Consider the following 26,041-nt stretch of genomic DNA (forward strand, 5'->3'; position numbering starts at 1 on the left):
GCAGCCGCCCGCACACACAGAAGGACCTGCGCCCCCCTCCGAGCGCAGGTCCTTCCTCGTGCGACGAGCTACGTGTTACGCGCTCGCCCCGCTCTTGCGGCGGCGCACCATGACCACCGCGGCGGCGCCCGCGACGACGGCGGCGCCGCCCACGAGGCCGATCACCGGGAGTGCGGAGCTGGAGCCGGTCTCGGCGAGGTTGCCGGTCGGGAGGTCGGAGACGTTGCCCTGCGGCTTCTTCACCGAGGTGTCCTTGCCGCCGTCGCCCGGCGTGGCGGTGCCCGGGTCGGTGTTCGAGGAGCCGGCCTTCAGAACCTCGAAGTCGTAGGACGCCCAGCCCGCGGCGACGCAGTCCTGGCCCTTGACGTTGTCGATGTACGCGCCCGCACCGAAGGAGTAGGCGTCGCCCGCCGGGGCCTTCGCGCCGATGCTGACGCGCAGGTCGGCCGACTGGCTCTTGCCGGCCTCCAGCTCCTGGAGGTACAGGAAGTAGTCGCCCGCCCACCCGTCCTTGTCCTGGATACGGTCCCAGGCGCCGGTCTGGGGGTTCTTGAACTCCAGGTCCACGTACGGGCTCAGGAACTTCGACTCGTCGATCTCGTAGTTCTCGACCTCGGCGTAGAAGGCGACCTTCTTGACCGTGATCTTCGACTTGTTGGTGAGCGTCAGCTTGAAGTTGTGGAAGCCGTCACCCGCGACGATCCTGCCCGGCAGGCCCTTGATGTCCGCGGACACCTTGGCGTCGGAGAAGTCCTCGTCCAGGTCCTCGCAGAACGGCGCGTCCGGGTCCGTCGGGTCCACGCTCGGCTCGGCCGAGGGCGACGGCGAGGCCGACGTGGACGCGCTGGTGCTCGCCGACGGGCTGGCCGATTCGCTCGGCGAGACGCTGGCGGACGGCGACACGGATGCGGACGCCGACGCGGAGGCCGAGTCCGAAGGCGACGCGGACGCCGACTCGCTCGCACTCTCGCTGGGGCTCGCCGACGGCGACTCCTGCGCGAACGCGGCGGGCGCGGAGAGCAGGGCGAGGGGAGCGATGACGGCCGTCGCGGCCGCCGCGGCCATGGCACGGCGCAGCTTCATGAAGTCCTCGAGAAGTCCGGTGTGCCGCGAAGGAGCGCGGCACGCTGGGCGGAGGGCTCCGCGTGTGGGGGCGCGGGTGTGGCCCTTGGTTACGCAGGTGAGACCAGGTAAAGGTGAGAACGGTTGTACCCACTCTCACCACATTCTCATGTGGGCTGTGTCACACCATGATTCGACTTGTGAACAAGCTTTCGGTACGTCTAGAACTTGGCGACGTGTCTGACAAGCCCGCCGAGGAACCGTCCTCACATCCCGAGGTCCCCGACGATGTCTGGGAACAGTTCGCCCGCGACACGGAGCGCGACATCCGCGCCTCCGCTCCCAAGGAACCGTCCGCCCGCGCCCGTGAGGTGACCGCCCGGCTGAAGCCGGGCAAGGGCGAGGAGCCGCCGGGCTGGCGCACCGGTCCCGCCTGGCAGGAGATGAACGGGCGGGCCCGGCGCAGGCGCCGTGCGTGGGCCGTGCTCGGCGTCCCGCTCGCCGTGGCCGTCGCCGTGGTCGCGATGAAACCGTCGGTCATCCCGGGCGACCCCTTCGGCAAGGGCGGCAAGGGCGGCACCGGCAGTCCCGACGCCGTCGCCTCCCCGCTCGCGCCGGAGACCGCGGCATCGACCGCCGCGCCCTCCGCGGTGGACCCCGAAACCCCCACGCTGGACCGGCCGTTCGCCGGTTCACCCGCGCTGAGCTGGGCGGACGGCGCGGCCGGTATCGTCCTGCCGCCGGCGAAGGCGGTGGGCGCGTTCTCCAAGGAGCGGGTCCAACTCGCCCTGCGACAGACCCGGAAGCTCCTCGTCGACGCCAACCTGAACCCGAAGACGCTCGCCGGTGCCCGCCCGGCCGTCGCGCTCTCGGTGCTCGACCCCGAACAGCCCGGGATAATCGAGGAGTTGAACACCTCCCTGAAGACCCCGGGCAAGGCCCACGACCCGCTGCACCTGTTCAGCCGCTTCGACCCCGAGGACGTACGGCTCGTCGGTGACGTCGTGAAGACCCGCGGCCGGATCACCTTCGAGGAGGGCGAGCACTCCGGCCTCCTCATCCACACCGACTACACCTTCGTCTACCCGGTCGTCCGCACGAACGGTTCCACCGAGGTCACCCGCACCATCGTCCGCCGCGTGATCGACCTCGAACTCCTCGACCCGGCCCGCTACCAGGTCACGTCCGGCCGCATCAGCGTCAACCGCTACAACTCGGACTTCGGCAACAGCGCCTGTGACGTCTACGACGGCTACTTCCACCCGGAGTTCTCCTCGCCGTCCGCGTCCGAGCCCACGGCGCCGGAGCCGTCCGGTCCGACGACGGACCCGTACGACCGGAGCAAGGAACTCGGCGGCGGAGAGAACGAGACGTGCGGGACGGTGAGCCGGACCTAGCGGCGCGTCGGCCGGGGGCAAGCGAAGGGCCCCGCGGGACGGAGCCGCGGGGCCCTTCTCCGTCAGCACCGACGTCAGGGCAGCGCCGGTGCCTGGCAGCGGCGCCGGGGGGTTGCGCCGCTTGTCTCGCGTGCCCTGGGTCGGCGCCCCGGCGCACACGGGGCGCGCGCTTGGTCTCGACCTTTGGCAGAAGGACAGTGCACTGCAAAACGGTTGTCTGCTCCGGGATTTGGGGGCTGTGAAGCCCCCGGTGCCCTCTACGCATCGTGCTGGATGGACGCGGCCTCCGCAACCGTTCGATCCGGCTTTGTGCATTTTTGCAGTTTCCGCCGGGCGGCCCCGGGCGTCCCCGGGACCGACCGTTCTCTTGGGTGACCGGGCTGCTGTCCCCTGCGGTCCGGTCACGACCCTGGAGCGAGGTCCCACGACGCACGGCACGTTCCGTACGTCTCATCGCCCCAGCGAGCCACGCGTGGTTCTTTCGGGCCCGCCCCTGGCTGGCACGGACACCACCACCAACGAAGCGGTTCACGGGCCGGTCACGCGCCGTACGGGTGAGAGCGGGACCGAACTCAGATACGACCCCGGGACAGTTCGAGCAGCGTCATCGCGAGGGTGGTGCCCGGCTTGCCGAGCGCGTCGCTGTAGTGCCGGAGGATCTCGTTCTCCCGGGCCAGGCTCACCCGTCGCCCGCCGGACGCGATCCGCGTCTCCTGCACCACGGCGGAGACGGCGACCCGTTCCTGGATCAGCCCGATGATGCGGTCGTCGAGGGCGTCGATACGGGCGCGGGCGTCGGTGATCGTCTGCTCGGGAGTGGTCGTCGGCGCGGTCGTGGATGCGGTCGCGGTCGCGGACGTCGTCGTCGGTGCGGCCGTCGATGTGGCCGTGATGGCGGTCATGCGGGGCTCCTTGTCGGAATGCGGACGCGGTACCCCGGGGCGGCGGATCCGGGAAGACAACAGGCGCCCCGGACCTGTCGGCCCGGGGCGCCTGGGAAGTCGCTTGTCAGTAGCTCAAGCAGCACGACCATGGCAGCCGGCGGGCCGGTTGCCATAGGTAAAGAGGTAGGTCGGGTGCGTGAGCATGGGGGCGAGTATGGCACAGAACGGATTCGGCGGCGGAGCGCCCGGGGACGACCAGGTGTCCCACCGGAGCCCCGTTAGAATCGATGACCAGAACCCCGCCCAACCGCCGGAAGGCCCCCGTGTCAGCAGCGACCCCCGCCCCCGACACCGTCCTGGTCGTCGACTTCGGCGCGCAGTACGCCCAGCTCATCGCCCGCCGCGTCCGCGAGGCCCGGGTCTACAGCGAGATCGTGCCGAGCACCATGCCGGTCGCGGAGATGCTCGCCAAGAACCCGGCGGCGATCATCCTCTCCGGCGGCCCCTCGTCGGTGTACGCGGAGGGCGCCCCCCGCCTCGACCGCGCCCTCTTCGAGGCCGGCGTCCCGGTCTTCGGCATGTGCTACGGCTTCCAGCTGATGGCGACGACCCTCGGCGGCACCGTCGACAACACCGGCGCCCGCGAGTACGGCCGCACGGGACTGCACGTCTCCAAGGCGTCCTCCACCCTCTTCGAAGGCACCCCGGTCGAGCAGTCGGTGTGGATGTCGCACGGCGACGCCTGCTCCGCGGCCCCCGAGGGCTTCACGGTCACCGCGTCCACGGACGTCGTCCCGGTCGCCGCCTTCGAGAACGACGAGAAGAAGCTCTACGGCGTCCAGCACCACCCCGAGGTGATGCACTCCACGCACGGCCAGCAGGTCCTGGAGCACTTCCTGTACCGCGGCGCGGGCCTCACCCCGAACTGGACCACCGGCAACGTCATCGACGAGCAGGTCGCCCTGATCCGCGAGCAGGTCGGCGACAAGCGCGCCATCTGCGGTCTCTCCGGCGGTGTCGACTCCGCGGTGGCGGCGGCCCTGGTCCAGAAGGCCATCGGCTCCCAGCTCACCTGCGTGTACGTCGACCACGGCCTGATGCGCAAGGGCGAGACCGAGCAGGTCGAGAAGGACTTCGTGGCCGCGACCGGCGTCCAGCTGAAGGTCGTGGACGCCGAGGAGCGGTTCCTGACCGCGCTCGCCGGGGTCTCCGACCCGGAGCAGAAGCGGAAGATCATCGGCCGCGAGTTCATCCGGGTCTTCGAGCAGGCGCAGGCCGAGATCATCGCGGACGAGGGCCCCGAGGTCGCGTTCCTGGTGCAGGGCACGCTCTACCCGGACGTCGTCGAGTCCGGCGGTGGCACCGGCACGGCCAACATCAAGTCCCACCACAACGTGGGCGGCCTCCCCGAGGACCTGGAGTTCCAGCTCGTCGAGCCGCTGCGCAAGCTGTTCAAGGACGAGGTCCGGATGGTCGGCCAGGAGCTGGGCCTGCCGGAGGAGATCGTCCAGCGCCAGCCCTTCCCCGGCCCCGGCCTGGGCATCCGCATCGTCGGCGAGGTCACCAAGGACCGCCTCGACCTGCTCCGCGAGGCCGACGCGATCGCCCGCGAGGAACTGACCGCGGCCGGTCTCGACCGCGACATCTGGCAGTGCCCGGTGGTCCTCCTCGCGGACGTCCGCAGCGTCGGCGTCCAGGGTGACGGCCGCACCTACGGCCACCCGATCGTCCTGCGCCCGGTCTCCTCCGAGGACGCGATGACCGCCGACTGGTCCCGCCTGCCCTACGAGGTCCTCGCGAAGATCTCCACCCGCATCACCAACGAGGTCGCCGACGTCAACCGGGTCGTCCTCGACGTCACGTCGAAGCCGCCGGGGACCATCGAGTGGGAGTAGTCCCCACCGTCACCGTCTCCGGAGTGTGCGCACCGGCGCTCCGGGGTGCCAGATCTGCATGACGAGATACGTCTCGTCCTCGACGAAGGTCCGCACGACCTCCGTCACCTCGGTGCGGAAGAGGTGGAACGGCTCCGGCGGTTCCACCTCTTTGCTGTACGCCCCCTTCACCCCGGCGTCGGTGACCTCCACCGCCCGCCCGCCGATCCGCACGTCCCCGCCGCCCATCTCCGTCCCCGCCCCCTGATTCGCCTGGAGCGCGAACCGCGGATCCCGCCGCAGATCCAGCGCCTTCAACGAGTCGGGCATCATCCCGAACCACAACTCCCCGTCCAGGAACCGCACTTCGATCCCGCTCGTCCGCGGCGACCCGTCCTTGCGCAGGGTCGCGAGGGTGTGGTGCGTGTAGTGCTCGGAGGGAAACGCCTCCGCACCCCCGCCCCCGCCCGCGAAACGCCTCTCCACGGTCGCGGCCAGCTCGGGTTCGGCGGCCACGAATACGGCCCAGTTCGATGTCATACGGTCACTGTCCCGCCGATACCCGACATCCACTGTCCGGATTGGAAGCCGCCCGGCACGCTTGGTGCCGCATCTTTACAGAACACCACTGCCCTTTTCGCCTCACCGACGGTAACTTCCGCCGGTAACCAGGAACCCAGTGCTGGAGGACCGATGCACGGGCCGACGCCGCCCTCCCCCCTGCCCACCGACCGGCTGCAGTTCGCCATGCCGCCGATGCACGAGTCGGTCGAGGACGAACGCCGGCACCGCAAGGAACGCCTCGCGGGCGCTCTGCGCCTGTTCGGCCGGCTCGGCTTCGAGGACGGGGTCTCGGGGCACATCACCGCGCGCGACCCCGAGTTCACCGACTGCTTCTGGGTCAACCCCTTCGGGATGCCCTTCCGGCACGTCACCGTCAGCGATCTGGTGCTGTCCAACTCGGACGGCCAGGTGCTCCAAGGGCGCCACCATGTGAACCAGGCCGCCTTCACCGTGCACTCCCAGGTCCACGCCGCCCGCCCGGACGTCGTCGCGGTCGCCCACTGCCACTCCGTGCACGGCCGCGCGCTCTCCGCCCTCGGCGACTTCCTCGACCCGATCAGCCAGGAGAGCTGCGCCTTCTACGAGGACCACGCGCTCTACGACGCCTACAGCGGGGTCTCCGTCGACGCCGAGGAGGGCAAGCGGATCGCCGCCGGGCTCGGCTCCCGCAAAGCGCTCGTGCTGCGCAACCACGGACTGCTCACCGTGGGCGACTCGGTGGACGCGGCGGCCTGGTGGTTCCTGTCCATGGAACGCTCCGCGCAGGTCCAGCTCCTCGCGAAGGCCGCGGGCCGTCCCCTCCTCATCGACCACAAGCTCGCCGTCGCCACCCGCGAACAGACCGGCGGCGACCTCGTCGCATGGATCAACTACCAGCCCCTGTGGCAGGACATCAGCCGCAGCGAACCCGACCTCCTCAGCTGAGGCACCTACCGGAAACCCCGCAGCACCGCCGCCTTGGTCATCGTGAACTCCTCGTCCGTGAGCACCCCTTCGCGGTGCAGCTCCCCCAACTCCCGGAGCCTGCGCAGGAGTACGTCGTGATGATCGGCCGGAGGCGGGATGCGGACCGCTCGCGGCGGACGGTCCCGGAACCCGCCGTCGCCCGCGCCCTCGCCGTCGCTCCCGCCGCGTGCCGACGGATGCGGCAGCCGCGAGGTCACCGCCGTGGCGACCAGCGCGGTGAGCAGATCCCGGCGGGTGCTGCCCCACAGATCGAGGGCGTACGGGTCCTTCTCCGGCGGCAGCTTCGAGAACACCGTCTCGCGGGTCACGAACCGCATGAACCCGTCCTCGTGGCCGGTGTTGGGCAGCCACTCCACCTGCACCAGATCGCCCACGGCCACGATTCGCGGCCCGGTCGCCCGCTTGACGCGCTCCGAGGTGTCGGACCAGTCGATCCGCACCTGCGCGCCGTCGAAGGACACCGTGCCGTCGGACGACCGCACCGAGACCGGGACCGGCGGGCCGGGCAGCAGATACGCCTTGGTCGGGTCCTTGGGGATCTGGTCGAGGAGCAGCGCGTGCCGGATCTCCTCCGCCAGGTACTCGGCGACCCCGGACCGGTCGATGTCCACCAGCAGCCGGTACGGATCCGCCGCGTCCGGCAGCCGTCCGCCGGTCGCCTGGAGCAGCGGGTCGGCGCCCTCGCGCAGCCTCAACCGCAGGCGGCCACGCCGGCGTTCGGGTTCGTAGACGACGCCCGCGACGGCTTCGAGGGGCACGGTGATCTCCCCGTACGTCTGCCGGAACAGCGGCACGGAGCGGTGAAGTCCCGGCGTGATCCGGACCGTTGTGCCGTCGAAGGCCCAGGTCCCGTCGCGCTGGATGATCTCGGCCATAGGGGAATTCTCGCAGCCGGGTCAACACGGCGGCCGTCACGTCACCCGCCCTGACCAGACCTGCCGAACGCGGGCCGTGTCCCGTAGGGCACAATCCGCTGTTGTCGTACGGGAGTTGCGAGGCGGTGGCCAAAGGCTCGGAAGCCGGTCGCCGAACAGGAGGGCCCGGGGTCGCGGGCCGCGGGGCATGGGGAAGGCAGGCGTCGGGCGTGGCGGTGCAGGAGGCGAGACAGGGCGGCGAGCACGTCGGTGTCCACGGGGGCGGCTGCACCTGCGGGGACTGCCCGCACGGAGCACGCGAGGGACACCGGCGCGCGGTCGCCGCGTTCCTGCTCAAGCGGGACGGGTTCGCCGCCGGGGAGGGGCTGCCGGCGGCGGTGGCGCACTCGGCGTCCGCCTCCCGGCAATGGGTCTCCGACGAGCTGACCCAGTCCGCCGACGTCGTCGCCGAACGCGGTCGCGCCGAGGGCGGCGCCTGGCTGGCCCGGCTCTGGCACCGCACGGCCTTCGCGGTGTGGGGCGCCTTCGTCGTGCTGCTCCTGGTGCAGGCGCTCACCGCGATCGGCGCGGGCTGGACGGCGGCCCGCACGGCGGGACTGCTCGCCGCGCTCGTGGTCGCGGCCGCGCTGACGGCGGCCTCCTGGTTCCACCGGGCGCGCGGCGGGGCGCTGGCCCCGGTCATCGGCGAGGACAACCGGCTGTCGACGTCCCGTGCCGTGGCCGTGTCCTGGGTGCTGTTCGTGGCGTACGCCGTGCTGGTCCTGGCCGGGCGCCTCGCCGCCGCCTCCGACCACGCCGAACGCGACGCCCTCATCTCCGGTCTCGAACTCGCCCGCGCCGCCGGTGCGGTGACCGTCCTCGCCGTGGTCTGCGCGATCGCTGTGCTCGTCCGCCGTGTCGTCGGCCTGCGGGTGCTGGGCCAGCGCCTCCAGAAGCTCCCCGCGGACCGTCCCCGCGCGGCCGACCTCCTCACCGACGACGCGGGCCGCGGCACCTTCGCCGACATCCAGTACGTCGCGATCAGCGCCGTCGCCCTCGTCTTCGCCGCCGTCCGCCTGGCCCGCCGCCCCGACCAACTGCCGGACCTGCCCTGGGGGCTGGCGGTCGTGGTGCTGATCTCCGCCGCGACATACCTGGCCGGCAAGTACGCCGAGGGTGGTCGCCCGGTCATCCTCTCGGTGGTGCGTTCCCGTGAGGCGGGCGACCTGGACGCCCCCATCCGGACCGGCGACGACATCGAGATCCGCGGCGCCGGTTTCGTCCCGCCGGGCGCCCAGACCGCCGACCGGCTCTCCCGCATGGTCGTCCGCATCGGCCCCGTCAACGTCCACGTCCCCCTCGTCCCGGTCACCGGCGGCTTCTCCAACCCGACGGACACCCTCCTCACCGTCCCGGTCCCGGCCGACGTCGAACCCGGCCGCGTGGAAGTACAGGTCGTGACGGCCGCCGGCCTGGAGACCAACGCCTGCGTGGTCGACGTCACGGACTGACGCCCCCGACGGGCCGCCCACCGCGCGAGCCGTGCCAAGGTCGCGAAAACTGGTTGAAGAATCATTGAGCGGGTCCCCCTATTCGTACGTATGGTCTGTTGAGGGGTCACGGCACAGCGGGCGAGAGGCGGCTAAGGGCGATGACTCACGGCACTCGAATGGATACGCAAACCCCGTACCTCGACGGCGACCGGAACTGGCGGGACACCGCCACCCGATACGCCCTGCTCCCCCTGCGCGTCTTCCTCGGCGTCACCTTCATCTACGCGGGCCTGGACAAACTCACCGACAGCGCCTTCATGAAGTCCTCCGGCGCGGGCTCGATCGGCGAGACGATGCGCGCGGTCCGCGACTCGTCGGCGATCCCGGCCCTGGTCGACCTCGCCCTGAAGAGCCCCGTCGGCTTCGGCTACGCCATCGCCTTCGGTGAACTCGCCGTCGGCATCGGCACGTTGATCGGCCTGCTGGCCCGCCTCGCCGCACTCGGCGGCGCCCTGATCTCGCTCAGCCTGTGGCTGACCATCAGCTGGGCCAACGACCCCTACTACTACGGCAACGACCTCGCCTACCTGATGGCCTGGCTGCCTCTCGTCCTCGCGGGTGCCTCCATGTTCTCCCTGGACGCGGTGATCCGCGGCAGGCGACGGCAACGGGGCGGGGGCTACCGGTAGTTCCGGGCGGTTGCTCCGGTTGCCCTTGTCGCTCCAGTTGCTCCGGTGGTTTCCGGTCGCTCGGGTAGGCCGCGAGAAGCCGGGTCCAAGTCGGAGTCCGGGGCCGGGGTCGGCCGTCCGTACCGTCCGTAGGTGATCGTCAGCCGGATATGTCCGGACCAGGGTCGGCCGTGTTCCTGCGGCCGGCCCCTCGGCGTCTGCGGATCGCGCCGTTGATGCCCGCCGTCACTCCGGCCAGGAGCAGGCCGACCGTGACCAGCGGGATCACCGCGAACCACTCGGTCACCCACAGGCCGCCCGCGTCCCCGGCGTAGACCACGCCCGCGGCGGCGAGGAAGAGGCCGGCGACCAGCTTTCCGGGCTGGAACTCATGACGCAGCACGGCTGACCTCCGCCTGTCCGAGGCCGACATGGAGATCCAGGGACAGGGTGCCGGTGCTCTTGACGCCCGTCTCCGGGGTCAGGGTGACCCGCTGGTGCTTGCCCGGCTCCACATCCACGTCCTTCTTGTCGTCACCGGGCAACTGGATGTCCCCGACGCCCACGTCCACATTCAGCTTCACCGTCACGTCCGGCGGGACGATCACGCGCAGCTGTCCGACGCCGACCTCCGCGTCCGTCGCGACCGTCTGTCCCTTGGCCAGGCGCAGGCCGGTCAGGTCGAGCGTCCCCACCCCGTTCCCCAAGTCGTACTTCTCCTGCACCTCCGCGACCGTCGTCGGCTGCCAGCTCACGCGCTCCCAGTGCGTGGTGAGGTCCTTGGGCAGGGCCGCCGAGGCGGCGAGCAGGCCGGCCGTGACGATCGCGAGGAACACCGAGCCCGCCCCTGTCCGCCCGAGGAACGCGCTGACCGCGATGCCCAGACCGAACACCACGAGCGCACAGGCGAGACCCGCTTGCAGGCTGGTGCCGAGCGCCTGGTCGTCCCACTTCGCGGCGGTGCCGACCGCTCCCGCACCGAGCGCGAGGAGGAAGATCCAGCCGCCGATCCAGCGCGGGCCGCGCGGCTTCGGGGGCGCCGGGCGCGGGGTGCGCTGGTCCTCGCGCCAGTGCGGGTACGACGGGGCGAGCCTCGCGTCGATCACGCCCGCGATGTCCCGGTCGCGGGAGTCGCCGGGACCCCACAGATAACCGGTGCCACCGACGTGCGTGCCGTCCTTGACGATCGGATCACGCCACCAGGAGGGATAGGAGGTGACCACCGGCGGTGCCTGGGCCTCCGGCGGAGCATCGGCGACGGCCTGCGCGGCCAGCGGGTCGGGGTCGGGGGCGCCGCGCTGCTGCGACCAGTACCCCGCGCCCGCCAGCAGGAGGGAGAGGACGACGGCGAACGTCAGCACACTCGCGTTGCTCAGCATCGACAGGAACACACCGCAGCCCACCAGCGCGAACAGCACGGCCGCCAGGGCCTGGCCGTCGACGCGGCCGGTGAAGAGCTTGCGGACCTCGTTCTCGTCCTCGTCCTCGTACGGGACGAAGAGCCAGGCGAAGCCGTAGAAGATGAGGCCGATGCCGCCCGTCGCGGAGAGCACCGCGAGGGTGATCCGGAAGATCACCGGGTCCATGTCGCACTGGCGCCCGAGCCCCGCGCACACTCCCGCGAGCACCTTGGACCGCCGGTCCCGCCGGAAGCGGTGCGGAGCCGCGGCCGCGGTGCCCTCGCCGGGCACGGCGTCCCGCGGCCCGCCGCCCGCTTCCGGGGCCGGGCCGGAGCCGGGTCCCGGACCCGTCGCGGCGTGCTCGTGATCTGTCATGCGTCCATGCTGCCCGCCGCGAGCCGCCGATGGCAGTCGGGACAACCCTGGCCGAACCCTGAGATCCGCCCCGACCCGGACCGGGGGAGTGTTGGACAGCGCCCACGATTCCGTGAAAGCTGCTGAGTGAGTTCGCGGACGCTGCTTCGCGATCGGCGCGGATGCTGTTCTGCGATCGGCGCGGATATCGCTCCGCGATCGGTGCGACCGCCGTTTCACGATTCGTGCTGACGTTGTTCCGCGATCGGTGCGGATGTCGCCTCACGGTCGGCGCGGTCGCCGTTTCACGATCCGTGCTGACGCTGTTTCGCGATCGGCGCGCCCGCCGCCCTACGATCCGCGCGCCCGCCGCTCCACGAGCAGCGCGCACCGTCGCTCGGCGACCCCGCCGAAGCCGCTCGCCGTGGGCCGGTTTCGGGGGCGCGGTCCGGCGGATTCGAAGATCAGGGGAGTCTCGGGGGTCGACCCTGATGCTCTGAACGGCGGGGCGTGTGAACATCGGTGGCATGCCGGAAGCCGCAGCTTTGCCAGTCGAGGACCCGCGGCCGCCGCGCAAGCTCTACCGCAGCAGTGACGGTCGCTGGCTCGGTGGAGTGGCGCGGGGGCTCGCCGGGCATCTCGGCCTGCCGGTGATCTGGGTGCGGCTGGTGTTCGTCGGGCTGTTCCTCGCGGACGGACTCGGCGCGTTGTTGTACGCGTCGTTCTGGTTCTTCGTGCCGCTCGGCGTCGGCGGTGTCGCCGGCCAGCGTCCCCCGTCGCTCGTCTCCACCGAGACCTCACCCGACGGCCGCCGCAGACTCGTCGCCCGCAAGCCGGACAAGGGCCAGATCGTCGCCCTGCTCCTCATGGTCGTCGTGGCCCTGGTCTTCGTCGGCAATGTGAACCTGGGCAACGGTGCGAAGGCCTACCTCTTCCCCACCGTCCTCGTCGGCGCGGGCGTAGCCCTCGTCTGGCGCCAGGCGGACAACGCGCGCCGCGCCCGCTGGGCCGAGGTCGGCAGCCGCCGCCGTACGCTCAGCCTGCTGCGCGCGGGCGGCGGGGTCCTGCTCGTCACCGCCGGGGCCACCGCGATCTTCGTGCTGCAGGGCTCCGCCGACCACCTCGGCTCGGTCCTCCAGGCGGCCCTCGCGGTCCTCGTCGGCATCACCCTGCTCGCCGGCCCCTATCTCGTGCGGATGACCCAGGACCTCTCCGAGGAGCGCCTGATGCGCATCCGCGCCCAGGAGCGCGCCGAGGTCGCCGCCCATGTCCACGACTCCGTGCTGCACACCCTGACCCTGATCCAGCGCAACGCCGACAGCCCCGGCGAGGTGCGCCGCCTCGCCCGCGCCCAGGAGCGCGACCTGCGCGCCTGGCTGTACAAACCGGAGGGCACGGGCAAGGACGAGGCCGACGAACCCGACACCCTCGCCGAGGCGGTCCGCCGCAGTGCCGCCGAGGTCGAGGACAAGCACGGCGTTCCCATCGAGGTCGTCGTGGTCGGCGACTGCCCGCTCGACGAGAGAATCGGCGCCCAGATGCAGGCCGCGCGCGAAGCGATGGTCAACGCGGCCAAGTACGGTGGCGAGGGCGGCGCCGTGCAGGTCTACGCCGAGGTGGAGGGGAAGAAGGTCTTCGTGTCCGTCCGCGACCGCGGGCCGGGCTTCGACCTCGACTCGATACCCGCGGACCGCATGGGCGTCAGGGAATCGATCATCGGCCGTATGGAGCGCCACGGCGGGACGGCACGGCTGCGTGCCGTGCCGGACGGCGGCACCGAGGTCGAGCTGGAGATGGAGAGGGCGGAGAAGACGTCATGAGCGACACGACCGAGACGAGCGAACCGGCGGAGCCGACCGGCGGGAGCGCGGGCGGGCGTCACGTGCGCGTGGTCCTCGTCGACGACCACCGCATGTTCCGTACGGGGGTCCAGGCCGAGATCGGCCGGACCGACGAGACCGGCGTCGAGGTGGTCGGCGAGGCCGCGGACGTCGACCAGGCGGTCACGGTGATCACCGCGACCCGCCCCGAGGTGGTCCTCCTGGACGTCCACCTCCCGGGCGGCGGCGGGGTCGAAGTGCTGCGCCGCTGCGCTCCGTTGATGAGCGACGCCGAGCAGCCCGTCCGCTTCCTCGCCCTGTCCGTGTCGGACGCGGCGGAGGACGTGATCGGCGTGATCCGCGGCGGCGCGCGCGGCTACGTCACCAAGACGATCACCGGTACGGACCTCGTCAACTCCATCTTCCGTGTCCAGGAGGGCGACGCCGTCTTCTCCCCGAGGCTGGCCGGCTTCGTCCTCGACGCCTTCGCGTCGACCGACGCCCCGCCGGTCGACGAGGACCTCGACCGTCTCACCCAGCGCGAGCGCGAGGTGCTCCGCCTCATCGCCCGCGGGTACGCGTACAAGGAGATCGCCAAGCAGCTGTTCATCTCGGTGAAGACGGTCGAGTCCCATGTCTCGGCGGTGCTGAGGAAGCTCCAGCTGTCGAACCGGCACGAGCTGACGCGGTGGGCGACGGCACGGCGACTGGTCTGACCCGCGAGGGAGTCCACCCGGGGACTCACACCACCCGGGTCGCCCCCGCGAACGGCATCTGGTCGATCGGTGCCAGCCGCACCGGGGCCGACGGGTTCGGGGCGTGGATCATCTGGCCATCGCCGACGTAGATGCCGACGTGACTGATGCCGGAGTAGAAGAACACCAGGTCGCCGGGGCGCAGTTCGGACCGGGAGACGCGCTGCCCGGCGTTGATCTGGGCGTACGTCGTGCGGGGCAGGGAGACGCCGGCGGAGTTGTAGGCGGCCTGGACCAGGCCCGAGCAGTCGAAGGCGTGGGGGCCGGTGGCGCCCCAGACGTAGGGGCTGCCGAGCTTCTGGTAGGCGTAGGAGACGGCCGCGGCGGCGCGGGAGCTGGGGGCGTCGGCAGCGGCGGCGGAGGAGCCGGGGGCGGCCAGCGCGCTCCGGCCCGCGGTGGAGGAGCGGGAAGCGCGGACGCCGGGCGTGGGGTCCGTGACCTGGGCCTGCTGCTGCGGGGTCAGGCCGGAGAGCAGGCGGCGGGCCTGGTCGAGCTTGCCGGTGATGGTGGTCTTCTGTTTCTTCAGCTCGGCCTGGCGTGACTTCAGCGAGGTCAGTTCGATGTGCGCGGCACCGCGCAACTGCTCGATCTCGCGCAGCTGTTGGCGTACGAGCTGCACGGCGGCCGTCTGCCGGTGGCCGACCCGGTCGGCGAACTCGGCGCCGTCCAGATACCGTTCGGGGTTGCTCGACAGCATGAGCTGCACCGCGGGGTCGATCCCGCCGCTGCGGTACTGCGCGGCGGCGACATAACCCAGCGCGTCGCGGGCCGAGTTGAGCTTCTCCGTCTTGCGTGCCGCTTCGTCCCGCAGGGTGTTCAGCTGCTTCTCCGCCGCGTCCGCCTTCTCTTTCGCGCCGTCGTACTTGTCGGTCGCGACCTCCGCCTCCTGGTACAGCTTGTCCACCTTCGCCTTGACCTGGGTCGGTGTCAGCTGCGGCTCGGCGTTCGAGGTGCCGTCGAAGGCCGTCGCCGTCGCCGCGCCCGCGAGGGCGATGGTGACGGCGGTGCGGGCCGTATTGCCGCTGAGCGAGCGCTGTCGGAGCTTGCGGTGCGCTGCCACGTGGACTGCACGTCCTTTCGTACGACCGCCGGGGGAGCGGGCGATTGCGCGTCCGGCGGCGGCCCGCACAGGGGGAGCGGGGCCGCCGCCGGACCTCTTCGGCGGTGGTGCCCGACTGCCGCCCCTGGTCCGGGCGGCGGTGGGGAGCCGGTCACCTGGTGGAGGACGCTAAACCTGACGGTGACAGCCCGGTAACGCATGTCCGGAACTGACAGGAGGTGACCGCCGATTGACCATGGATGACGGTGATCGCGGTCCGGGGCCGCCGCCTTCTCGCGGCGCGCTGACCGATGCGGCGGTTCCGGCGTGGGGCGGGAGGGCACGGTGCTATGGGCCGCATATATGCGACAACCAAGGGTCGGCCCGGAAGGCGGCCAGGAAAGCGGCCCGGGAGGCGGCTTGGGAATCGGGTCGGGAAACGGCTCGGGGCGCTACGCAGGGGCGGTGTCGGGCGGCCTCAGGACCCCGGATTAGGCTCCGGACCCATGGACGTACTCATCCATCTCTTCGTCGGCCTGCACATCATCGGCATCGCCGCGCTGCTCGGCGGCTTCCTCACCCAGATGAAGGCGATGGGCCAGGGCACGGCCCGCTTCGTTCCCGGCATGCTGCACGGCGCGCTGACCATGCTGGTCACCGGCGCGGTCCTGGTCGGCCTCAACCAGGCCGACGACCAGCACGTCAACAACATCAAGATCGGCGTCAAGCTCGCGCTGCTGATCGTGATCCTCGGGCTCGTCTACGTGAAGCGGGACGAGGAGACGGTCGACAAGAGCCAGTTCGCACTGGTCGGCGGCCTGACCATGGTGAACGTCTTCATCGCGGTCCTGTGGACGTGACCTGTCCCTCGGGCCCCGTGTAGCACCTCACCGCCTCGGCCGCGACCACCAGCCAGCCCGCCACCGCGATCCACACCAGCACCTGTCCGGGCGTCCTGAGCCACGGAATACCCAGCGCGGTCCCCACGGAGAGCACGGCCACCGCCGTCATCCCCAGGGGGAACACGGTCGCCCAGCGCCGCACGTCGTAGCGCGGCCGGGGCCGGACGACCTCCGCGACCGCCAGGACGACGTACCAGGCCATGACGATCACCAGCAGCGCCTCCGTCACGCCGCGCAGGACGCCTCGGTCGTCGGAGTTCCACAGGTACATCCCCGTGTCGCCCGCCGCGACCAGCTTCGACCCGGCCAGCGTCGAGATCGCCAGCGCGCCGCCCACCACCCAGTGGTCCCCGGCGCCCGTCACCACCTGCCGTACGTCGAAACGGGGCAGCGCGACCCCGTAGAGCACCAGTCCCAGCCAGAACAGCACCAGCGCGGTGTGGGCGAGCCAGGCCACCGACTCGGCCGCGGCGAGCGTGGCGCCCAGCACGGCGAGGCCCTGGGTGGCCACGCAGACGAGGAACACCGCGCCCGCCATCCCGCGCTTCCAGTGCCGTACGACGTCGATGAGCAGCCCTGGCCACAGCACCGCGGCCAGTGCGAGCAGCGCCTCCGCGAGGGTCTGCCAGCCGGCCGCCGAGAAGCGGGTGCCGATGACGGTGGTGGCGGCCACGGCGGTCAGTCCGGCCGGTGTCTCCGCCTCCGCGAGCCATCGCCGACGGTTGACCAGCAGCCGTACGACGAAGTCCGCGGCCAGGGCCAGCCAGGCGGCGCAGGCCAGGGCGAGGAGGATGCGGGACAGCGTCTCCCGGCCGATGAGGTGCAGGCCGATCGACACGATCGCGGCGGCCATCACGGCGGTTCCGGCCGCCGCGGGCCGCTGGGACCACCAGGCGCGGAAGCGGGACATACCGGTAGCGGACATGGGCCGATGCTAGGGAGCGGCCCCGGTGCCGACGACGGGCCACGCGCGCGTGGAGCTCAAAAACACCTGCACGCGTGTGTGCGTGCCGGGAACCGGCTCAGGCCGGCCGCACCACGCTGTGGACGATCGCCGTGCCGTCGTGGTGGACCGACTCCTCGCGGACGTAGGCGCCGGGCTTCGGGGCGTGGATCATCAGGCCGTCGCCCACATAGACACCGACGTGGCTGATGTCGTCGTGGAAGAAGACCAGGTCACCGGGTTGTGCGTCGGCCAGGGGGACCGTGGTGCCGGCGCCGGCCTGGTCGGCGGTCGCGCGCGGGAGGGTGACTCCGGTGGCCTTCCAGGCGGCCTGGGTGAGGCCGGAGCAGTCGTAGGAGCCCGGGCCGGTGGCACCCCAGACGTACGGCTTGCCGACCTGGGCGCGGGCGAAGGCTATGGCCTTGGCGGCCTTCGTGGCGTACGAGGAGTCGGCCGGGGTGACCTTCGCCGTCTCCGTCCGCTGCTCCTGCGCGGTGAGCTGCGCCAGCAGTTCGCGTGCGGTGGCGAGCTTCTTCTGGACGGCGGCCTTGGCCGTGCCCAGGTCGCACTGCGGGGCTTCGGGGGCTCGGAGGCTTTCGGTCGCCTGCTGGGGCTTCGTGGCGGCCGTCGGGCGCCCGGTGGCCGACGCGGCGCCCGCGTCCCTCCGGCGCATGGCCAGGCGGCTCATCAGCTGGGTCTGGTCGAAGTAGTCCGGCGGGATGTCCGCGAGCTGGAAGGAGGAGGCGTCCGGAGCGGAGGCCCCGGCGCGGTACGGCGCGGTGGTGAACGAACCCAGCCATTCCCGCGCGGAGTTGGGCCTCGCCCTGGGCGTGCTGTGCCGCTCGGTCGTCGACTCCGCCCGCCGGTAGAGGTCGTCGATCTTCCTCTCGACCTCTCCGAGGACCGGGTTGTCTGCGGTGCGCCTGCCCGAGGAACGCGGCTTGCGGTGCGACGACGCCAAGGATGCGACCCTTTCCAGATGGTGCCCCAAGGGCCGTGACCGTTCGGTGGGTTGTGTCTGTCCTGCGGCCGCGGTCGGCTACGGTCCGTGCCCGGAAAGGGAGTTGGACCGACGCGCCCCAGGTCGGCGGGGCCGTGCGGCTTGACCGAACGCTAACCAATATGTGTGGCTCATGTGAAGGTTGATGTTCGGTTTGCCCGGAACGCGCCCGTGACCTTGGCCATGTGCGGGACCGCTCCTCGCTGATCGTGACGGGGCGGTTCTGTTCCGTGAATTTTCCCGAGTTCTCGGGGTGGCGGCCGGTTGTCAGTGGGGCGCCCTAAACTCGGAAGGCGATGAGCAGCCTCTTTGACGACAGCTTCCTGGCGGATCTCCAGGGCCCCCGGGCCCACGAGGGAGAGCCCCCGCCCCCGCCCGAGGACGAGCACGGCCCTGAGCCGATTCCGGACGACCTGTTCGGCGGGAAGTTCGACGTGCCCGCGAGCAGGGACGCCCACTACCGGGACGGCGCCCCCCGCCCGGTGGCCGACCCGGCGGCCCTCCTGGACGGGCTGAACGAGAACCAGCGCGCGGCCGTCGTCCACTCCGACACCCCGCTGCTCATCGTGGCCGGCGCCGGCTCCGGCAAGACCCGTGTGCTCACCCACCGCATCGCCTACCTCCTCGGCGAGCGCCACGTGCACCCCGGGCAGATCCTCGCGATCACCTTCACCAACAAGGCCGCGGGCGAGATGAAGGAGCGCGTCGAGCAGCTCGTCGGCCCGCGTGCCAACGCGATGTGGGTGATGACCTTCCACAGCGCGTGCGTCCGCATCCTGCGCCGCGAGTCGAAGAAGCTCGGCTTCACCTCCTCCTTCTCGATCTACGACGCCGCCGACTCCAAGCGCCTGATGGCCCTGGTCTGCCGCGACCTGGACATCGACCCGAAGAAGTTCCCCCCGAAGTCCTTCAGCGCCAAGATCTCGAACCTGAAGAACGAGCTGATCGACGAGGAGGACTTCGCCGCCCAGGCCACCGACGGCTTCGAGAAGACCCTCGCCCAGGCCTACGCCATGTACCAGTCGCGGCTGCGCGAGGCCAACGCCCTCGACTTCGACGACCTGATCATGACGACGGTCAACCTGCTGCGCGCCTTCCCGGACGTCGCCGAGCACTACCGCCGCCGCTTCCGGCACGTCATGGTCGACGAGTACCAGGACACCAACCACGCGCAGTACGCGCTCGTACGGGAACTCGTCGGCACCGCCGCGCACGACGAGGACACCCCGCCCAGCGAACACGACCTGACCCCCGCCGAGTTGTGCGTGGTGGGTGACGCCGACCAGTCGATCTACGCCTTCCGGGGCGCGACGATCCGCAACATCCTCCAGTTCGAGGAGGACTACCCGAACGCGACGACGATCCTCCTGGAGCAGAACTACCGCTCCACGCAGACGATCCTGAGCGCGGCCAACGCGGTCATCGAGCGCAACGAGTCCCGCCGCCCCAAGAACCTGTGGACCAACGCGGGCGCGGGCGCGCAGATCACCGGCTATGTCGCCGACACGGAGCACGACGAGGCGCAGTTCGTCGCCGAGGAGATAGACCGTCTCACCGACGCGGGCGACGCGAAGGCCGGGGACGTCGCCGTCTTCTACCGGACGAACGCGCAGTCCCGTGTCTTCGAGGAGATCTTCATCCGCGTCGGCCTGCCCTACAAGGTCGTCGGCGGAGTCCGCTTCTACGAGCGCAAGGAGGTCCGGGACGTCCTGGCCTACCTCCGCGTGCTGGCCAACCCGGAGGACTCGGTCCCGCTGCGCCGCATCCTCAACGTCCCCAAGCGTGGCATCGGCGAGCGCGCCGAGGCGATGATCGACGCCCTCTCGCAGCGCGAGCGGATCAGCTTCCCGCAGGCGTTGAAGCGCGTCGACGAGGCCTACGGCATGGCCGCGCGGTCGACGAACGCGGTCAAGAAGTTCAACACGCTGATGGAGGACCTCCGTACGATCGTCGACTCCGGGGCGGGCCCGGCGACGGTCCTGGAGGCCATCCTCGAACGCACCGGCTACCTCGCCGAGTTGCAGGCCTCCACCGACCCCCAGGACGAGACCCGCATCGAGAACCTCCAGGAACTGGCCGCCGTGGCCCTGGAGTTCGAACAGGAGAACAGTGACGGGGAGGGCGAGACGCCGGTCGGGCTCGCCGCGTTCCTGGAGCGGGTGGCGCTCGTCGCCGACTCGGACCAGATCCCCGACGAGGACGAGGACGGCTCCGGAGTCATCACGCTGATGACGCTGCACACCGCCAAGGGGCTCGAGTTCCCGGTCGTCTTCCTCACCGGCATGGAGGACGGCGTCTTCCCGCACATGCGCGCCCTCGGCCAGACCAAGGAGCTGGAGGAGGAGCGGCGCCTCGCGTACGTGGGCATCACGCGCGCGCGGGAGCGCCTCTACCTCACCCGCTCGTCGCTGCGCAGCGCCTGGGGGCAGCCGTCGTACAACCCGCCCTCGCGCTTCCTGGAGGAGATCCCGGCCGCGCACGTGGAGTGGAAGCGGACCGGTGCCATGGCGGCTCCGCCGTCGACGGGTCCGGCCTCGGGCATCGCGGCCTCGCTGTCCTCGTCCCGCTCGCGCTCGTCGGCGTCGGGGGCCTCCGGCTTCGCCACCCGCCGTACCTCGGAGAAGCCGGTCGTGGCGCTGGCCGTCGGCGACCGGGTGACGCACGACCAGTTCGGCCTCGGCACGGTCGTCGGCGTGAAGGGCACGGGGGCGAACGCGGAGGCGACCGTCGACTTCGGGGAGCCGAAGCCGAAGCGGCTGCTGCTGCGGTACGCGCCGGTGGAGAAGCTGTAGCCCGTAAGGGAGTTGCCCTTACGGGGTCTGCCCGTAAGGGAGCCGGGGCGGCGGTCCAGGGGCCGGACAGGCCCTAGGTCGGGTCGAGTCCGTGGCTGCGGAGCCACGGGAGCGGGTCGATGGCCGCCCCGCCCGCCGGGCGCACCTCGAAGTGCAGGTGCGGGCCGGTGGAGTTGCCCGAGTTCCCGGAGTACGCGATCGGGTCGCCGGCCTTCACCGTCGTGCCGGAGGAGACCCGGTAGCTGGAGAGGTGGCAGTACCAGGTCTGCGTGCCGTCCTTCTCCGTGAGGATCAGCATGTTGCCGTAGGCGCTGTTCCACTTCGTGCTGACGACGCCGTCGGTCGCGGCCATCACCGTCGTGCCGTACGAGACGGGGAAGTCGATGCCGGTGTGCACGGACATCCAGTTGACGCCCGCCTGGCCGAAGTAGGCGCTGAGGCCCCTCTGCGTCACCGGCAGCACGTACTTGGGGCGCAGCCGCTCCTTGCGGGCCGCCTCCGCCGCCGCCTTCTTCTTGTCGGCTTCCTGCTGTGCCTTGAGGTCGATGCGTTCCTGCGTGCGGCTGGCCCGGTCGGCGAAGTCGTCGGCACCGGCCGACAGGCTCTTGATCTGGGCGTCCAGCTTGTTGTTCGCGACGGACGGCTGCACCGTGGTCGCGTCGGCGGCGGACGCGGTGGTGTCACTGCCCCCGGTCAGCGTGCCGACGGACGCGGCGGCGATCCCGGCGACACCCATCACACACGCGGACGGTACGGCGATGGTCATCAGCGCGGACCGCTTCGGGGGCGTACGGCGCCGGGAACGGCTGCCATTGCGGGACGCGACCTGTGAGGCGTTCTCCGGGCCGGGGGTGAACTCCTCCTCGTCTTCGAGGAGTTCGTGGTGCGGCTGGGCCTCGTCGTGGTCCGGGTCGGCGTCGTCGAGGGCGGGTAGCTCGCCGGTGGCGGTCAACTCGCCGTCCTCCGGGGCCGGTTCGCCGTACGACTCGCCCGCTCCGCCGTAGGTCCCGTCGTACGAGGCCTGTTCGAAGGTGGTGGTGGCCTCGGCGGGGGTGCCGTCGGCGTTCCACTGCGTGGCGTCGTAGGCGCCGGTGTCGAAGGCCTGCGTGCCCCATTCCCACTGCTGGGTCTGGTCGGCCGGGGCCGGGTGATGGGCCGAAGTGTCGGGCTGGAGCCAGGCGTTGGCGTCCCACTGGCCGCTCGCGTCGTGACCGGCGGTCTGCGGCGGGATGGCGGACAGCTGCTGGTAGTCGGCCGACCAGGCGGTGGTCTCGTAGGCGCCCGTGTCGTAGCCGGCGTGGTGCTGGGCCGCGTACGGGTCGTAGTTCAGGGTGTGCTGGGCGCCCGTGGACCAGGCGGCGGAGTCGTAGGCGCCGGTGTGGTGCGATCCGGTGCCGTGGCCGTGGCCCGACATGTCGCCGAAGAGGGGGTCGGTCGCGAAGCTCGCGGTGGCGTGGCCGCCGGCCGCGCTCTGCTGAAAACCCGTGGCGGTGTGGTCGCCGTAGGTGAAGTCACCGTACTGGGCGTCCTGCCCGCCGTACGACGCGTAGTGCGCCGAGGTGGCATCGGAAGCCGGAGCCGGGGTGGTCATGGTCCCCGACGGGTGACGATCGTTCACCAACTTCTCTATTCGCCTCGACAACAGGGGCTGCCAGAGCAGTGCGGTGGACTGTACCCGGCAGTATGCGGGCACGACAATCTTCGCCAGGTTTCGCGTCAGCAGGAAACGGGCATTCGGCCGTGTTTCGGGGGACGGCGGGCACGGGTTTGGCCGTGGGTTCGAATAGCGTTCGATCTTCTGGGGTCTGTGAGCCCTCCGTCGGTCTCCGGTCAGGCCACTGTCAGCCCGCCGGCGCGGGTCGCGGGCCGGGCTTCCGGCAGCGGGGTGTCGAGAGCCTGGCGGATGCCGGTCGCGACGGCCGGGTGGACCGGCAGGGCGAGATGGCCGATACCGCTGACCTGGACGTTCTGCGCGATCAGGTCGGGGTGGTCGACGCAGGCCGTCTCCAGCGGCTCCATCAGGTGGTCGAGATCGCTCCAGAAACCGACGAAACGCGTGCGGCAGCCGGGCGCGGGCCGGGTCAGCTCCTCGATCACCGGCGAGCCGGGCCGCATCTGGCGGACGATCGGGTGCGCGTTCGCCAGCGGGACCACGGCGGTGCCCGAGTGCGGTGTGCCGAGCGTCACCAGCGTGCGGACCCGCAGGTCGCCGCCGAGGCGCTGCACGTAGTAGCGCGCGATCAGGCCGCCGAGGCTGTGCCCGACGATGTCGACCTCCCGGCTGCCCATGCGCTCGCAGATCTCCTCGACGTGCCGGCCGAGCAGCTCGGCGGCGGCGCGGATGTCGCAGGTCAGCGGCGAGTAGTTCAGCGACTCGACCTGGCGGTGGCCGTGCTGGGCCAGGGAGCGGCGCAGCAGCACGAAGACCGAGCGGTTGTCGATGAACCCGTGCAGCAGCACCACCGGGGGCTTCGCCTCGGTCGGCAGCTGGGTCGCGTCCTGCGGGGACGGCGGCTCGGGCAGCGGTTCCCGGCGTTCCTGGGTGATGCCGGAGGGATAGAGGAGGAGGTGGCCCGCGAGGATCACGATCTCCAGGGCGGTCGCTTTGAGGAGGGTCATGGAGAGGTTCGCCAGCCTGCCGGGCAGGAGGCGCTGACCGAGCGGGAGAAAGGGCGCTGCGGCCCCGGTGACCTTCATGGCCGACCTCCTGTCGGCACACGGAACGACAGCTCCGTCCCCCGTGTGCCCTCATGGGAGGCCGCGACGAGGATCACCGACGGTGCGCGAAGGGTGGGCGTGGGGTGGGCGCGCCGTGCGGCGGAACCGATGCCGTCGACCGGACGGGGAACCCTGCCGAGGTGGCGACGAGGCTGCCCGCTGTCGTGCCGTACCTGCCCTGCGTGCCCTTCGTGCCTGCGCCGATGCGCCGCACCACCACGGCGCGCGGCCTGCGGCGCGGTGGTGCGGCGACCTCGTTGCGGCTCCCGGTGCGCTTGTTCCCGCTGGAACGTCGCGCGGTGAACGTGTCCCATTGTGTGATTTCCCCCTCGGTATCCGCCGCGAAACTGCCGGTTGCGGGATGCTGGAGATAACGTTCGTTCACTTCCCGCACTGACGCGGGTGCCGCGGTACCCGTGGGTAGGGATGAACGCAGTCGCTTCATGGAGGCAGTGATGGGTGTGGCAGCCGGTCCGATCCGCGTGGTGGTGGCCAAGCCGGGGCTCGACGGTCACGATCGCGGGGCCAAGGTGATCGCGCGGGCGCTGCGCGACGCCGGTATGGAGGTCATCTACACCGGCCTCCACCAGACGCCCGAGCAGATCGTGGACACCGCGATCCAGGAGGACGCCGACGCGATCGGCCTCTCCATCCTCTCCGGCGCGCACAACACGCTCTTCGCCGCCGTCATCGACCTGCTGCGGCAGCGCGAGGCGGAGGACATCCTCGTCTTCGGCGGCGGCATCATCCCCGAGGCGGACATCGCCCCCCTCAAGGAGAAGGGCGTCGCGGAGATCTTCACCCCCGGGGCGACCACACAGGCGATCGTGGACTGGGTGCGGGAGAACGTGCGACAGCCCGCGGGGGCGTAGGCCCCGGAACGGCAGGGGAGTCCGGGGGCCCAGCCCCCGGGCTTCTACGGCGCCTCCAGCTCCCGGACCATCGCGTCCCGCAGCCGCAGCGTCGTGACCAGCCGCTGGAACGCCTCCGCCCAGTAACTCCCCGCTCCCGGCGCCGCGTCCTCCGCCTCGTCCGGCACCGCCAGCAACCCGTCGAGCCGCCCCGCCTCGCCCGGATCGAGACACCGCTCGGCCAGCCCCATCACCCCGCTGAAACTCCACGGGTAACTCCCCGCGTCCCGGGCGATGTTGAGCGCGTCCACGACAGCGCGCCCCAGCGGCGCAGCCCACGGGACCGCACAGACCCCGAGCAGCTGGAACGCCTCGGACAGCCCCTGCGCCGCGATGAACCCGGCCACCCACTCCGCGCGCTCGCCGCCGCCCAACGTGCTCAGCAGCTTCGCCCGCTCGGCCAGCGACACCGCCCCGGGCCCGCCCGCCTCGGGCGCGGACGGCATCCCGAGCAGCGCCCGGGACCAGTCCGCGTTCCGCTGCCGTACGGCCGCCCGGCACCACGCCGCGTGCAACTCGCTCCGCCAGCCGTCCGCGACCGGCAGCGCCACGATCTCCTGGGGCGTACGACCACCGAGCCGCCGCTCCCACGTCCCGAGCGGCGTCGCCTCCACCAACTGGCCGAACCACCACGAGCGTTCACCTCGTCCCGCCGGAGCCTTCGCCACGACACCGTCTCGCTCCATGCTCGAGTCGCACTCGTGCGGTGCCTCGACGACCAGGCCAGGCTCCTCGCGCGTCCGGTCGACGGCCACGCAGGCCGACGCCCGCACCGCCATCCGCGCGGCGAGCGCCGAGTCCGGCAGCGCCGACAGCAACTCGGCCGCCGTGGACCGCACATTGCGGCTCCGGTCCGCCAACGCCTGCTCAAGGAACGGCTCGTCCCCGGCCGCGAGCCCCGCCCGCAGCGAGTCGAGGAACATCAGCCGGTCCTCCGCCCGCTCCGTCGCCCACGTCGTGGCGAGCAACTCGCGCGCGGCGTCCGGCTGGTGCGCCCGAATCGCGGCCAGCAGGGCGACCCGCTCGGCGAACAGGCCCTCCTGCCACAGCTGTTCCACCTGGTCCGGGGCGTCGAGATCAGGCAGCGCCGTGCCGCCGCCCGGTGTCGCGCGCAGGGCGAACCGCCAGTCCGGGTTCAGCCTGGACAGCCACAACGCGCGCGGGCCCGCGAACTCCAGCGCCGCAGGCCGCAGATCCGTACGCCCCCGCGCCGCGTCCAGCAACGCCGGCAACGCCTGGACGGGCGCGGCGAAACCCCGCGCGTTGGCCGCCGTGAGCCACTGGGGCAGCAACTCCATCAGATCCGGCGAGGTGCCCCTACGGCCGCCACCGCCGGCGCCGGGACGGTCGGCCAGCAGCATCGCCAGCCTGCGCGCCGCCGCGGCGGGCAGCGCCGGACGCGTGTCGGGCGCGGCCGGCTCCGGCCGCCGGGCCGCCGGCGCCGGACACAGCCCGGCCCGCCGCCGTACGGTCTCCACGGCCGCCGCGTCCAGGAGGGTCACGGGTGCGTCCTGGCCGGGGGCGTGCCCCGGAGGCGTACGGCGGTCCGTGCCGAGCAGGGCCGTGGTGACGAGGTCCTCCCAGTCGCCCGCGGGGGGCGCCGGAGCGGAGGCGCTGTTCATGCGGTGCCTTTCCGTCGGTGTGT

Annotated in this window: 22 protein-coding genes; 10 read left to right on the top strand and 12 right to left on the bottom strand. The window is 71.5% G+C overall.

Annotated features, from left to right (window positions below; all coding sequences use genetic code 11):
* Positions 1 to 75: 75 nt before the first annotated feature.
* A complete protein-coding gene (locus tag ACIPTO_RS08560) occupies positions 76 to 1,083 on the bottom strand; it encodes an LAETG motif-containing sortase-dependent surface protein (RefSeq protein WP_401190244.1) in 1,008 nt (335 codons plus the stop codon).
* A gap of 215 nt (positions 1,084 to 1,298) precedes the next feature.
* Here ACIPTO_RS08560 and ACIPTO_RS08565 point away from each other — a divergent pair, with 215 nt between their 5' ends.
* A complete protein-coding gene (locus tag ACIPTO_RS08565) occupies positions 1,299 to 2,459 on the top strand; it encodes a hypothetical protein (protein ID WP_401190246.1) in 1,161 nt (386 codons plus the stop codon).
* Positions 2,460 to 3,031: 572 nt separating this feature from the next.
* Here the strand turns inward: ACIPTO_RS08565 and ACIPTO_RS08570 are convergent.
* On the bottom strand, positions 3,032 to 3,361 hold the full coding sequence (locus tag ACIPTO_RS08570; RefSeq protein ID WP_401190247.1) for a chorismate mutase: 330 nt from the start codon (positions 3,359 to 3,361) through the stop codon (positions 3,032 to 3,034).
* Positions 3,362 to 3,666: 305 nt separating this feature from the next.
* On the opposite strand from ACIPTO_RS08570, the gene guaA reads away from it, so the two are divergent.
* On the top strand, positions 3,667 to 5,238 hold the full coding sequence (gene guaA, locus ACIPTO_RS08575) for a glutamine-hydrolyzing GMP synthase (protein WP_366316429.1): 1,572 nt from the start codon (positions 3,667 to 3,669) through the stop codon (positions 5,236 to 5,238).
* A 9-nt stretch (positions 5,239 to 5,247) separates the two neighbouring features.
* On the opposite strand, the gene ACIPTO_RS08580 is transcribed toward guaA, so the two are convergent.
* Positions 5,248 to 5,757, bottom strand: coding sequence for a pyridoxamine 5'-phosphate oxidase family protein (locus tag ACIPTO_RS08580; protein ID WP_401190249.1), 510 nt, complete (start codon positions 5,755 to 5,757; stop codon positions 5,248 to 5,250).
* Between the two features lie 153 nt (positions 5,758 to 5,910).
* Between ACIPTO_RS08580 and ACIPTO_RS08585 the strand changes: the two genes are divergently transcribed.
* A complete protein-coding gene (locus ACIPTO_RS08585; RefSeq protein ID WP_366316425.1) occupies positions 5,911 to 6,705 on the top strand; it encodes a class II aldolase/adducin family protein in 795 nt (264 codons plus the stop codon).
* A gap of 5 nt (positions 6,706 to 6,710) precedes the next feature.
* Here the strand turns inward: ACIPTO_RS08585 and ACIPTO_RS08590 are convergent, their stop codons facing one another.
* Positions 6,711 to 7,622 (bottom strand): DUF4429 domain-containing protein, encoded by a 912-nt coding sequence (locus tag ACIPTO_RS08590; protein ID WP_401190251.1) that lies wholly within the window; start codon positions 7,620 to 7,622, stop codon positions 6,711 to 6,713.
* Positions 7,623 to 7,831: 209 nt separating this feature from the next.
* Here ACIPTO_RS08590 and ACIPTO_RS08595 point away from each other — a divergent pair, with 209 nt between their 5' ends.
* Complete coding sequence (locus ACIPTO_RS08595; RefSeq protein WP_401190253.1) at positions 7,832 to 9,112, top strand: hypothetical protein; 1,281 nt, start codon at positions 7,832 to 7,834, stop codon at positions 9,110 to 9,112.
* Between the two features lie 140 nt (positions 9,113 to 9,252).
* Positions 9,253 to 9,783 carry a DoxX family protein gene (locus ACIPTO_RS08600; RefSeq protein ID WP_366316419.1) on the top strand — a complete coding sequence of 177 codons (531 nt, stop codon included), beginning with the start codon at positions 9,253 to 9,255 and terminating at the stop codon, positions 9,781 to 9,783.
* A gap of 139 nt (positions 9,784 to 9,922) precedes the next feature.
* Here ACIPTO_RS08600 and ACIPTO_RS08605 read toward each other — a convergent pair whose 3' ends face one another.
* Positions 9,923 to 10,165, bottom strand: a complete 243-nt coding sequence (locus ACIPTO_RS08605; protein WP_401190255.1) for a hypothetical protein — start codon at positions 10,163 to 10,165, stop codon at positions 9,923 to 9,925.
* Positions 10,152 to 11,537: a PspC domain-containing protein gene (locus tag ACIPTO_RS08610; RefSeq protein WP_401190257.1), complete on the bottom strand. Its 1,386-nt coding sequence runs from the start codon at positions 11,535 to 11,537 to the stop codon at positions 10,152 to 10,154. Before ACIPTO_RS08610 ends, ACIPTO_RS08605 begins: the two co-directional genes overlap by 14 nt.
* Before the next feature lie 506 nt (positions 11,538 to 12,043).
* On the opposite strand from ACIPTO_RS08610, the gene ACIPTO_RS08615 reads away from it, so the two are divergent.
* Together ACIPTO_RS08615 and ACIPTO_RS08620 are read left to right on the top strand one after the other, a co-directional pair.
* Complete coding sequence (locus tag ACIPTO_RS08615; protein WP_401190259.1) at positions 12,044 to 13,336, top strand: PspC domain-containing protein; 1,293 nt, start codon at positions 12,044 to 12,046, stop codon at positions 13,334 to 13,336.
* Positions 13,333 to 14,052 (top strand): response regulator transcription factor, encoded by a 720-nt coding sequence (locus tag ACIPTO_RS08620; RefSeq protein WP_366316411.1) that lies wholly within the window; start codon positions 13,333 to 13,335, stop codon positions 14,050 to 14,052. The genes ACIPTO_RS08615 and ACIPTO_RS08620 overlap by 4 nt, the downstream gene beginning before the upstream one ends.
* A 25-nt stretch (positions 14,053 to 14,077) precedes the next feature.
* Here the strand turns inward: ACIPTO_RS08620 and ACIPTO_RS08625 are convergent, their stop codons facing one another.
* Positions 14,078 to 15,151: an NlpC/P60 family protein gene (locus ACIPTO_RS08625; protein ID WP_401190261.1), complete on the bottom strand. Its 1,074-nt coding sequence runs from the start codon at positions 15,149 to 15,151 to the stop codon at positions 14,078 to 14,080.
* A gap of 485 nt (positions 15,152 to 15,636) precedes the next feature.
* Between ACIPTO_RS08625 and ACIPTO_RS08630 the strand changes: the two genes are divergently transcribed.
* Positions 15,637 to 15,990, top strand: coding sequence for a hypothetical protein (locus ACIPTO_RS08630; protein ID WP_366316407.1), 354 nt, complete (start codon positions 15,637 to 15,639; stop codon positions 15,988 to 15,990).
* Here ACIPTO_RS08630 and ACIPTO_RS08635 read toward each other — a convergent pair.
* Positions 15,968 to 16,957, bottom strand: a complete 990-nt coding sequence (locus ACIPTO_RS08635; protein ID WP_401190263.1) for a tellurite resistance/C4-dicarboxylate transporter family protein — start codon at positions 16,955 to 16,957, stop codon at positions 15,968 to 15,970. The two genes, ACIPTO_RS08630 and ACIPTO_RS08635, sit on opposite strands and share 23 nt — an antisense overlap.
* Before the next feature lie 97 nt (positions 16,958 to 17,054).
* Positions 17,055 to 17,936 (bottom strand): C40 family peptidase, encoded by an 882-nt coding sequence (locus ACIPTO_RS08640; protein ID WP_401190265.1) that lies wholly within the window; start codon positions 17,934 to 17,936, stop codon positions 17,055 to 17,057.
* Between the two features lie 335 nt (positions 17,937 to 18,271).
* Here ACIPTO_RS08640 and pcrA point away from each other — a divergent pair, with 335 nt between their 5' ends.
* On the top strand, positions 18,272 to 20,767 hold the full coding sequence (gene pcrA / locus ACIPTO_RS08645; RefSeq protein ID WP_401190267.1) for a DNA helicase PcrA: 2,496 nt from the start codon (positions 18,272 to 18,274) through the stop codon (positions 20,765 to 20,767).
* 73 nt (positions 20,768 to 20,840) lie between these two features.
* On the opposite strand, the gene ACIPTO_RS08650 is transcribed toward pcrA, so the two are convergent.
* Together ACIPTO_RS08650 and ACIPTO_RS08655 are read right to left on the bottom strand one after the other, a co-directional pair.
* Positions 20,841 to 22,358 carry a M23 family metallopeptidase gene (locus tag ACIPTO_RS08650; protein ID WP_401190847.1) on the bottom strand — a complete coding sequence of 506 codons (1,518 nt, stop codon included), beginning with the start codon at positions 22,356 to 22,358 and terminating at the stop codon, positions 20,841 to 20,843.
* 239 nt (positions 22,359 to 22,597) lie between these two features.
* Entirely contained in the window at positions 22,598 to 23,464 is an 867-nt protein-coding gene (locus ACIPTO_RS08655) for an esterase/lipase family protein (RefSeq protein WP_401190269.1), read from the bottom strand.
* A gap of 476 nt (positions 23,465 to 23,940) precedes the next feature.
* Here ACIPTO_RS08655 and ACIPTO_RS08660 point away from each other — a divergent pair, with 476 nt between their 5' ends.
* A complete protein-coding gene (locus ACIPTO_RS08660) occupies positions 23,941 to 24,357 on the top strand; it encodes a cobalamin B12-binding domain-containing protein (RefSeq protein ID WP_328679952.1) in 417 nt (138 codons plus the stop codon).
* 44 nt (positions 24,358 to 24,401) lie between these two features.
* Here the strand turns inward: ACIPTO_RS08660 and ACIPTO_RS08665 are convergent, their stop codons facing one another.
* Complete coding sequence (locus ACIPTO_RS08665; protein WP_401190271.1) at positions 24,402 to 26,018, bottom strand: DUF5691 domain-containing protein; 1,617 nt, start codon at positions 26,016 to 26,018, stop codon at positions 24,402 to 24,404.
* Between the last annotated feature and the right edge of the window lie 23 nt (positions 26,019 to 26,041).

It is taken from the genome of Streptomyces sp. NPDC090083 (assembly GCF_044747445.1).
Classification (GTDB): Bacteria; Actinomycetota; Actinomycetes; order Streptomycetales; family Streptomycetaceae; genus Streptomyces.

Excerpts from the sequence above, each read along its gene's own strand:
- ACIPTO_RS08655 (WP_401190269.1), bottom strand. The coding sequence starts at position 23,464 with ATGAAGGTCACCGGGGCCGCAGCGCCCTTTCTCCCGCTCGGTCAGCGC.
- ACIPTO_RS08635 (WP_401190263.1), bottom strand. The coding sequence starts at position 16,957 with ATGTCCGCTACCGGTATGTCCCGCTTCCGCGCCTGGTGGTCCCAGCGG.
- ACIPTO_RS08590 (WP_401190251.1), bottom strand. The coding sequence starts at position 7,622 with ATGGCCGAGATCATCCAGCGCGACGGGACCTGGGCCTTCGACGGCACA.
- ACIPTO_RS08665 (WP_401190271.1), bottom strand. The coding sequence starts at position 26,018 with ATGAACAGCGCCTCCGCTCCGGCGCCCCCCGCGGGCGACTGGGAGGAC.
- ACIPTO_RS08620 (WP_366316411.1), top strand. The coding sequence starts at position 13,333 with ATGAGCGACACGACCGAGACGAGCGAACCGGCGGAGCCGACCGGCGGG.
- ACIPTO_RS08650 (WP_401190847.1), bottom strand. The coding sequence starts at position 22,358 with ATGACCACCCCGGCTCCGGCTTCCGATGCCACCTCGGCGCACTACGCG.
- ACIPTO_RS08660 (WP_328679952.1), top strand. The coding sequence starts at position 23,941 with ATGGGTGTGGCAGCCGGTCCGATCCGCGTGGTGGTGGCCAAGCCGGGG.
- ACIPTO_RS08610 (WP_401190257.1), bottom strand. The coding sequence starts at position 11,537 with ATGACAGATCACGAGCACGCCGCGACGGGTCCGGGACCCGGCTCCGGC.
- ACIPTO_RS08580 (WP_401190249.1), bottom strand. The coding sequence starts at position 5,757 with ATGACATCGAACTGGGCCGTATTCGTGGCCGCCGAACCCGAGCTGGCC.
- ACIPTO_RS08630 (WP_366316407.1), top strand. The coding sequence starts at position 15,637 with ATGGACGTACTCATCCATCTCTTCGTCGGCCTGCACATCATCGGCATC.
- ACIPTO_RS08600 (WP_366316419.1), top strand. The coding sequence starts at position 9,253 with ATGACTCACGGCACTCGAATGGATACGCAAACCCCGTACCTCGACGGC.
- ACIPTO_RS08615 (WP_401190259.1), top strand. The coding sequence starts at position 12,044 with ATGCCGGAAGCCGCAGCTTTGCCAGTCGAGGACCCGCGGCCGCCGCGC.
- ACIPTO_RS08570 (WP_401190247.1), bottom strand. The coding sequence starts at position 3,361 with ATGACCGCCATCACGGCCACATCGACGGCCGCACCGACGACGACGTCC.
- pcrA (WP_401190267.1), top strand. The coding sequence starts at position 18,272 with ATGAGCAGCCTCTTTGACGACAGCTTCCTGGCGGATCTCCAGGGCCCC.
- ACIPTO_RS08585 (WP_366316425.1), top strand. The coding sequence starts at position 5,911 with ATGCACGGGCCGACGCCGCCCTCCCCCCTGCCCACCGACCGGCTGCAG.
- ACIPTO_RS08560 (WP_401190244.1), bottom strand. The coding sequence starts at position 1,083 with ATGAAGCTGCGCCGTGCCATGGCCGCGGCGGCCGCGACGGCCGTCATC.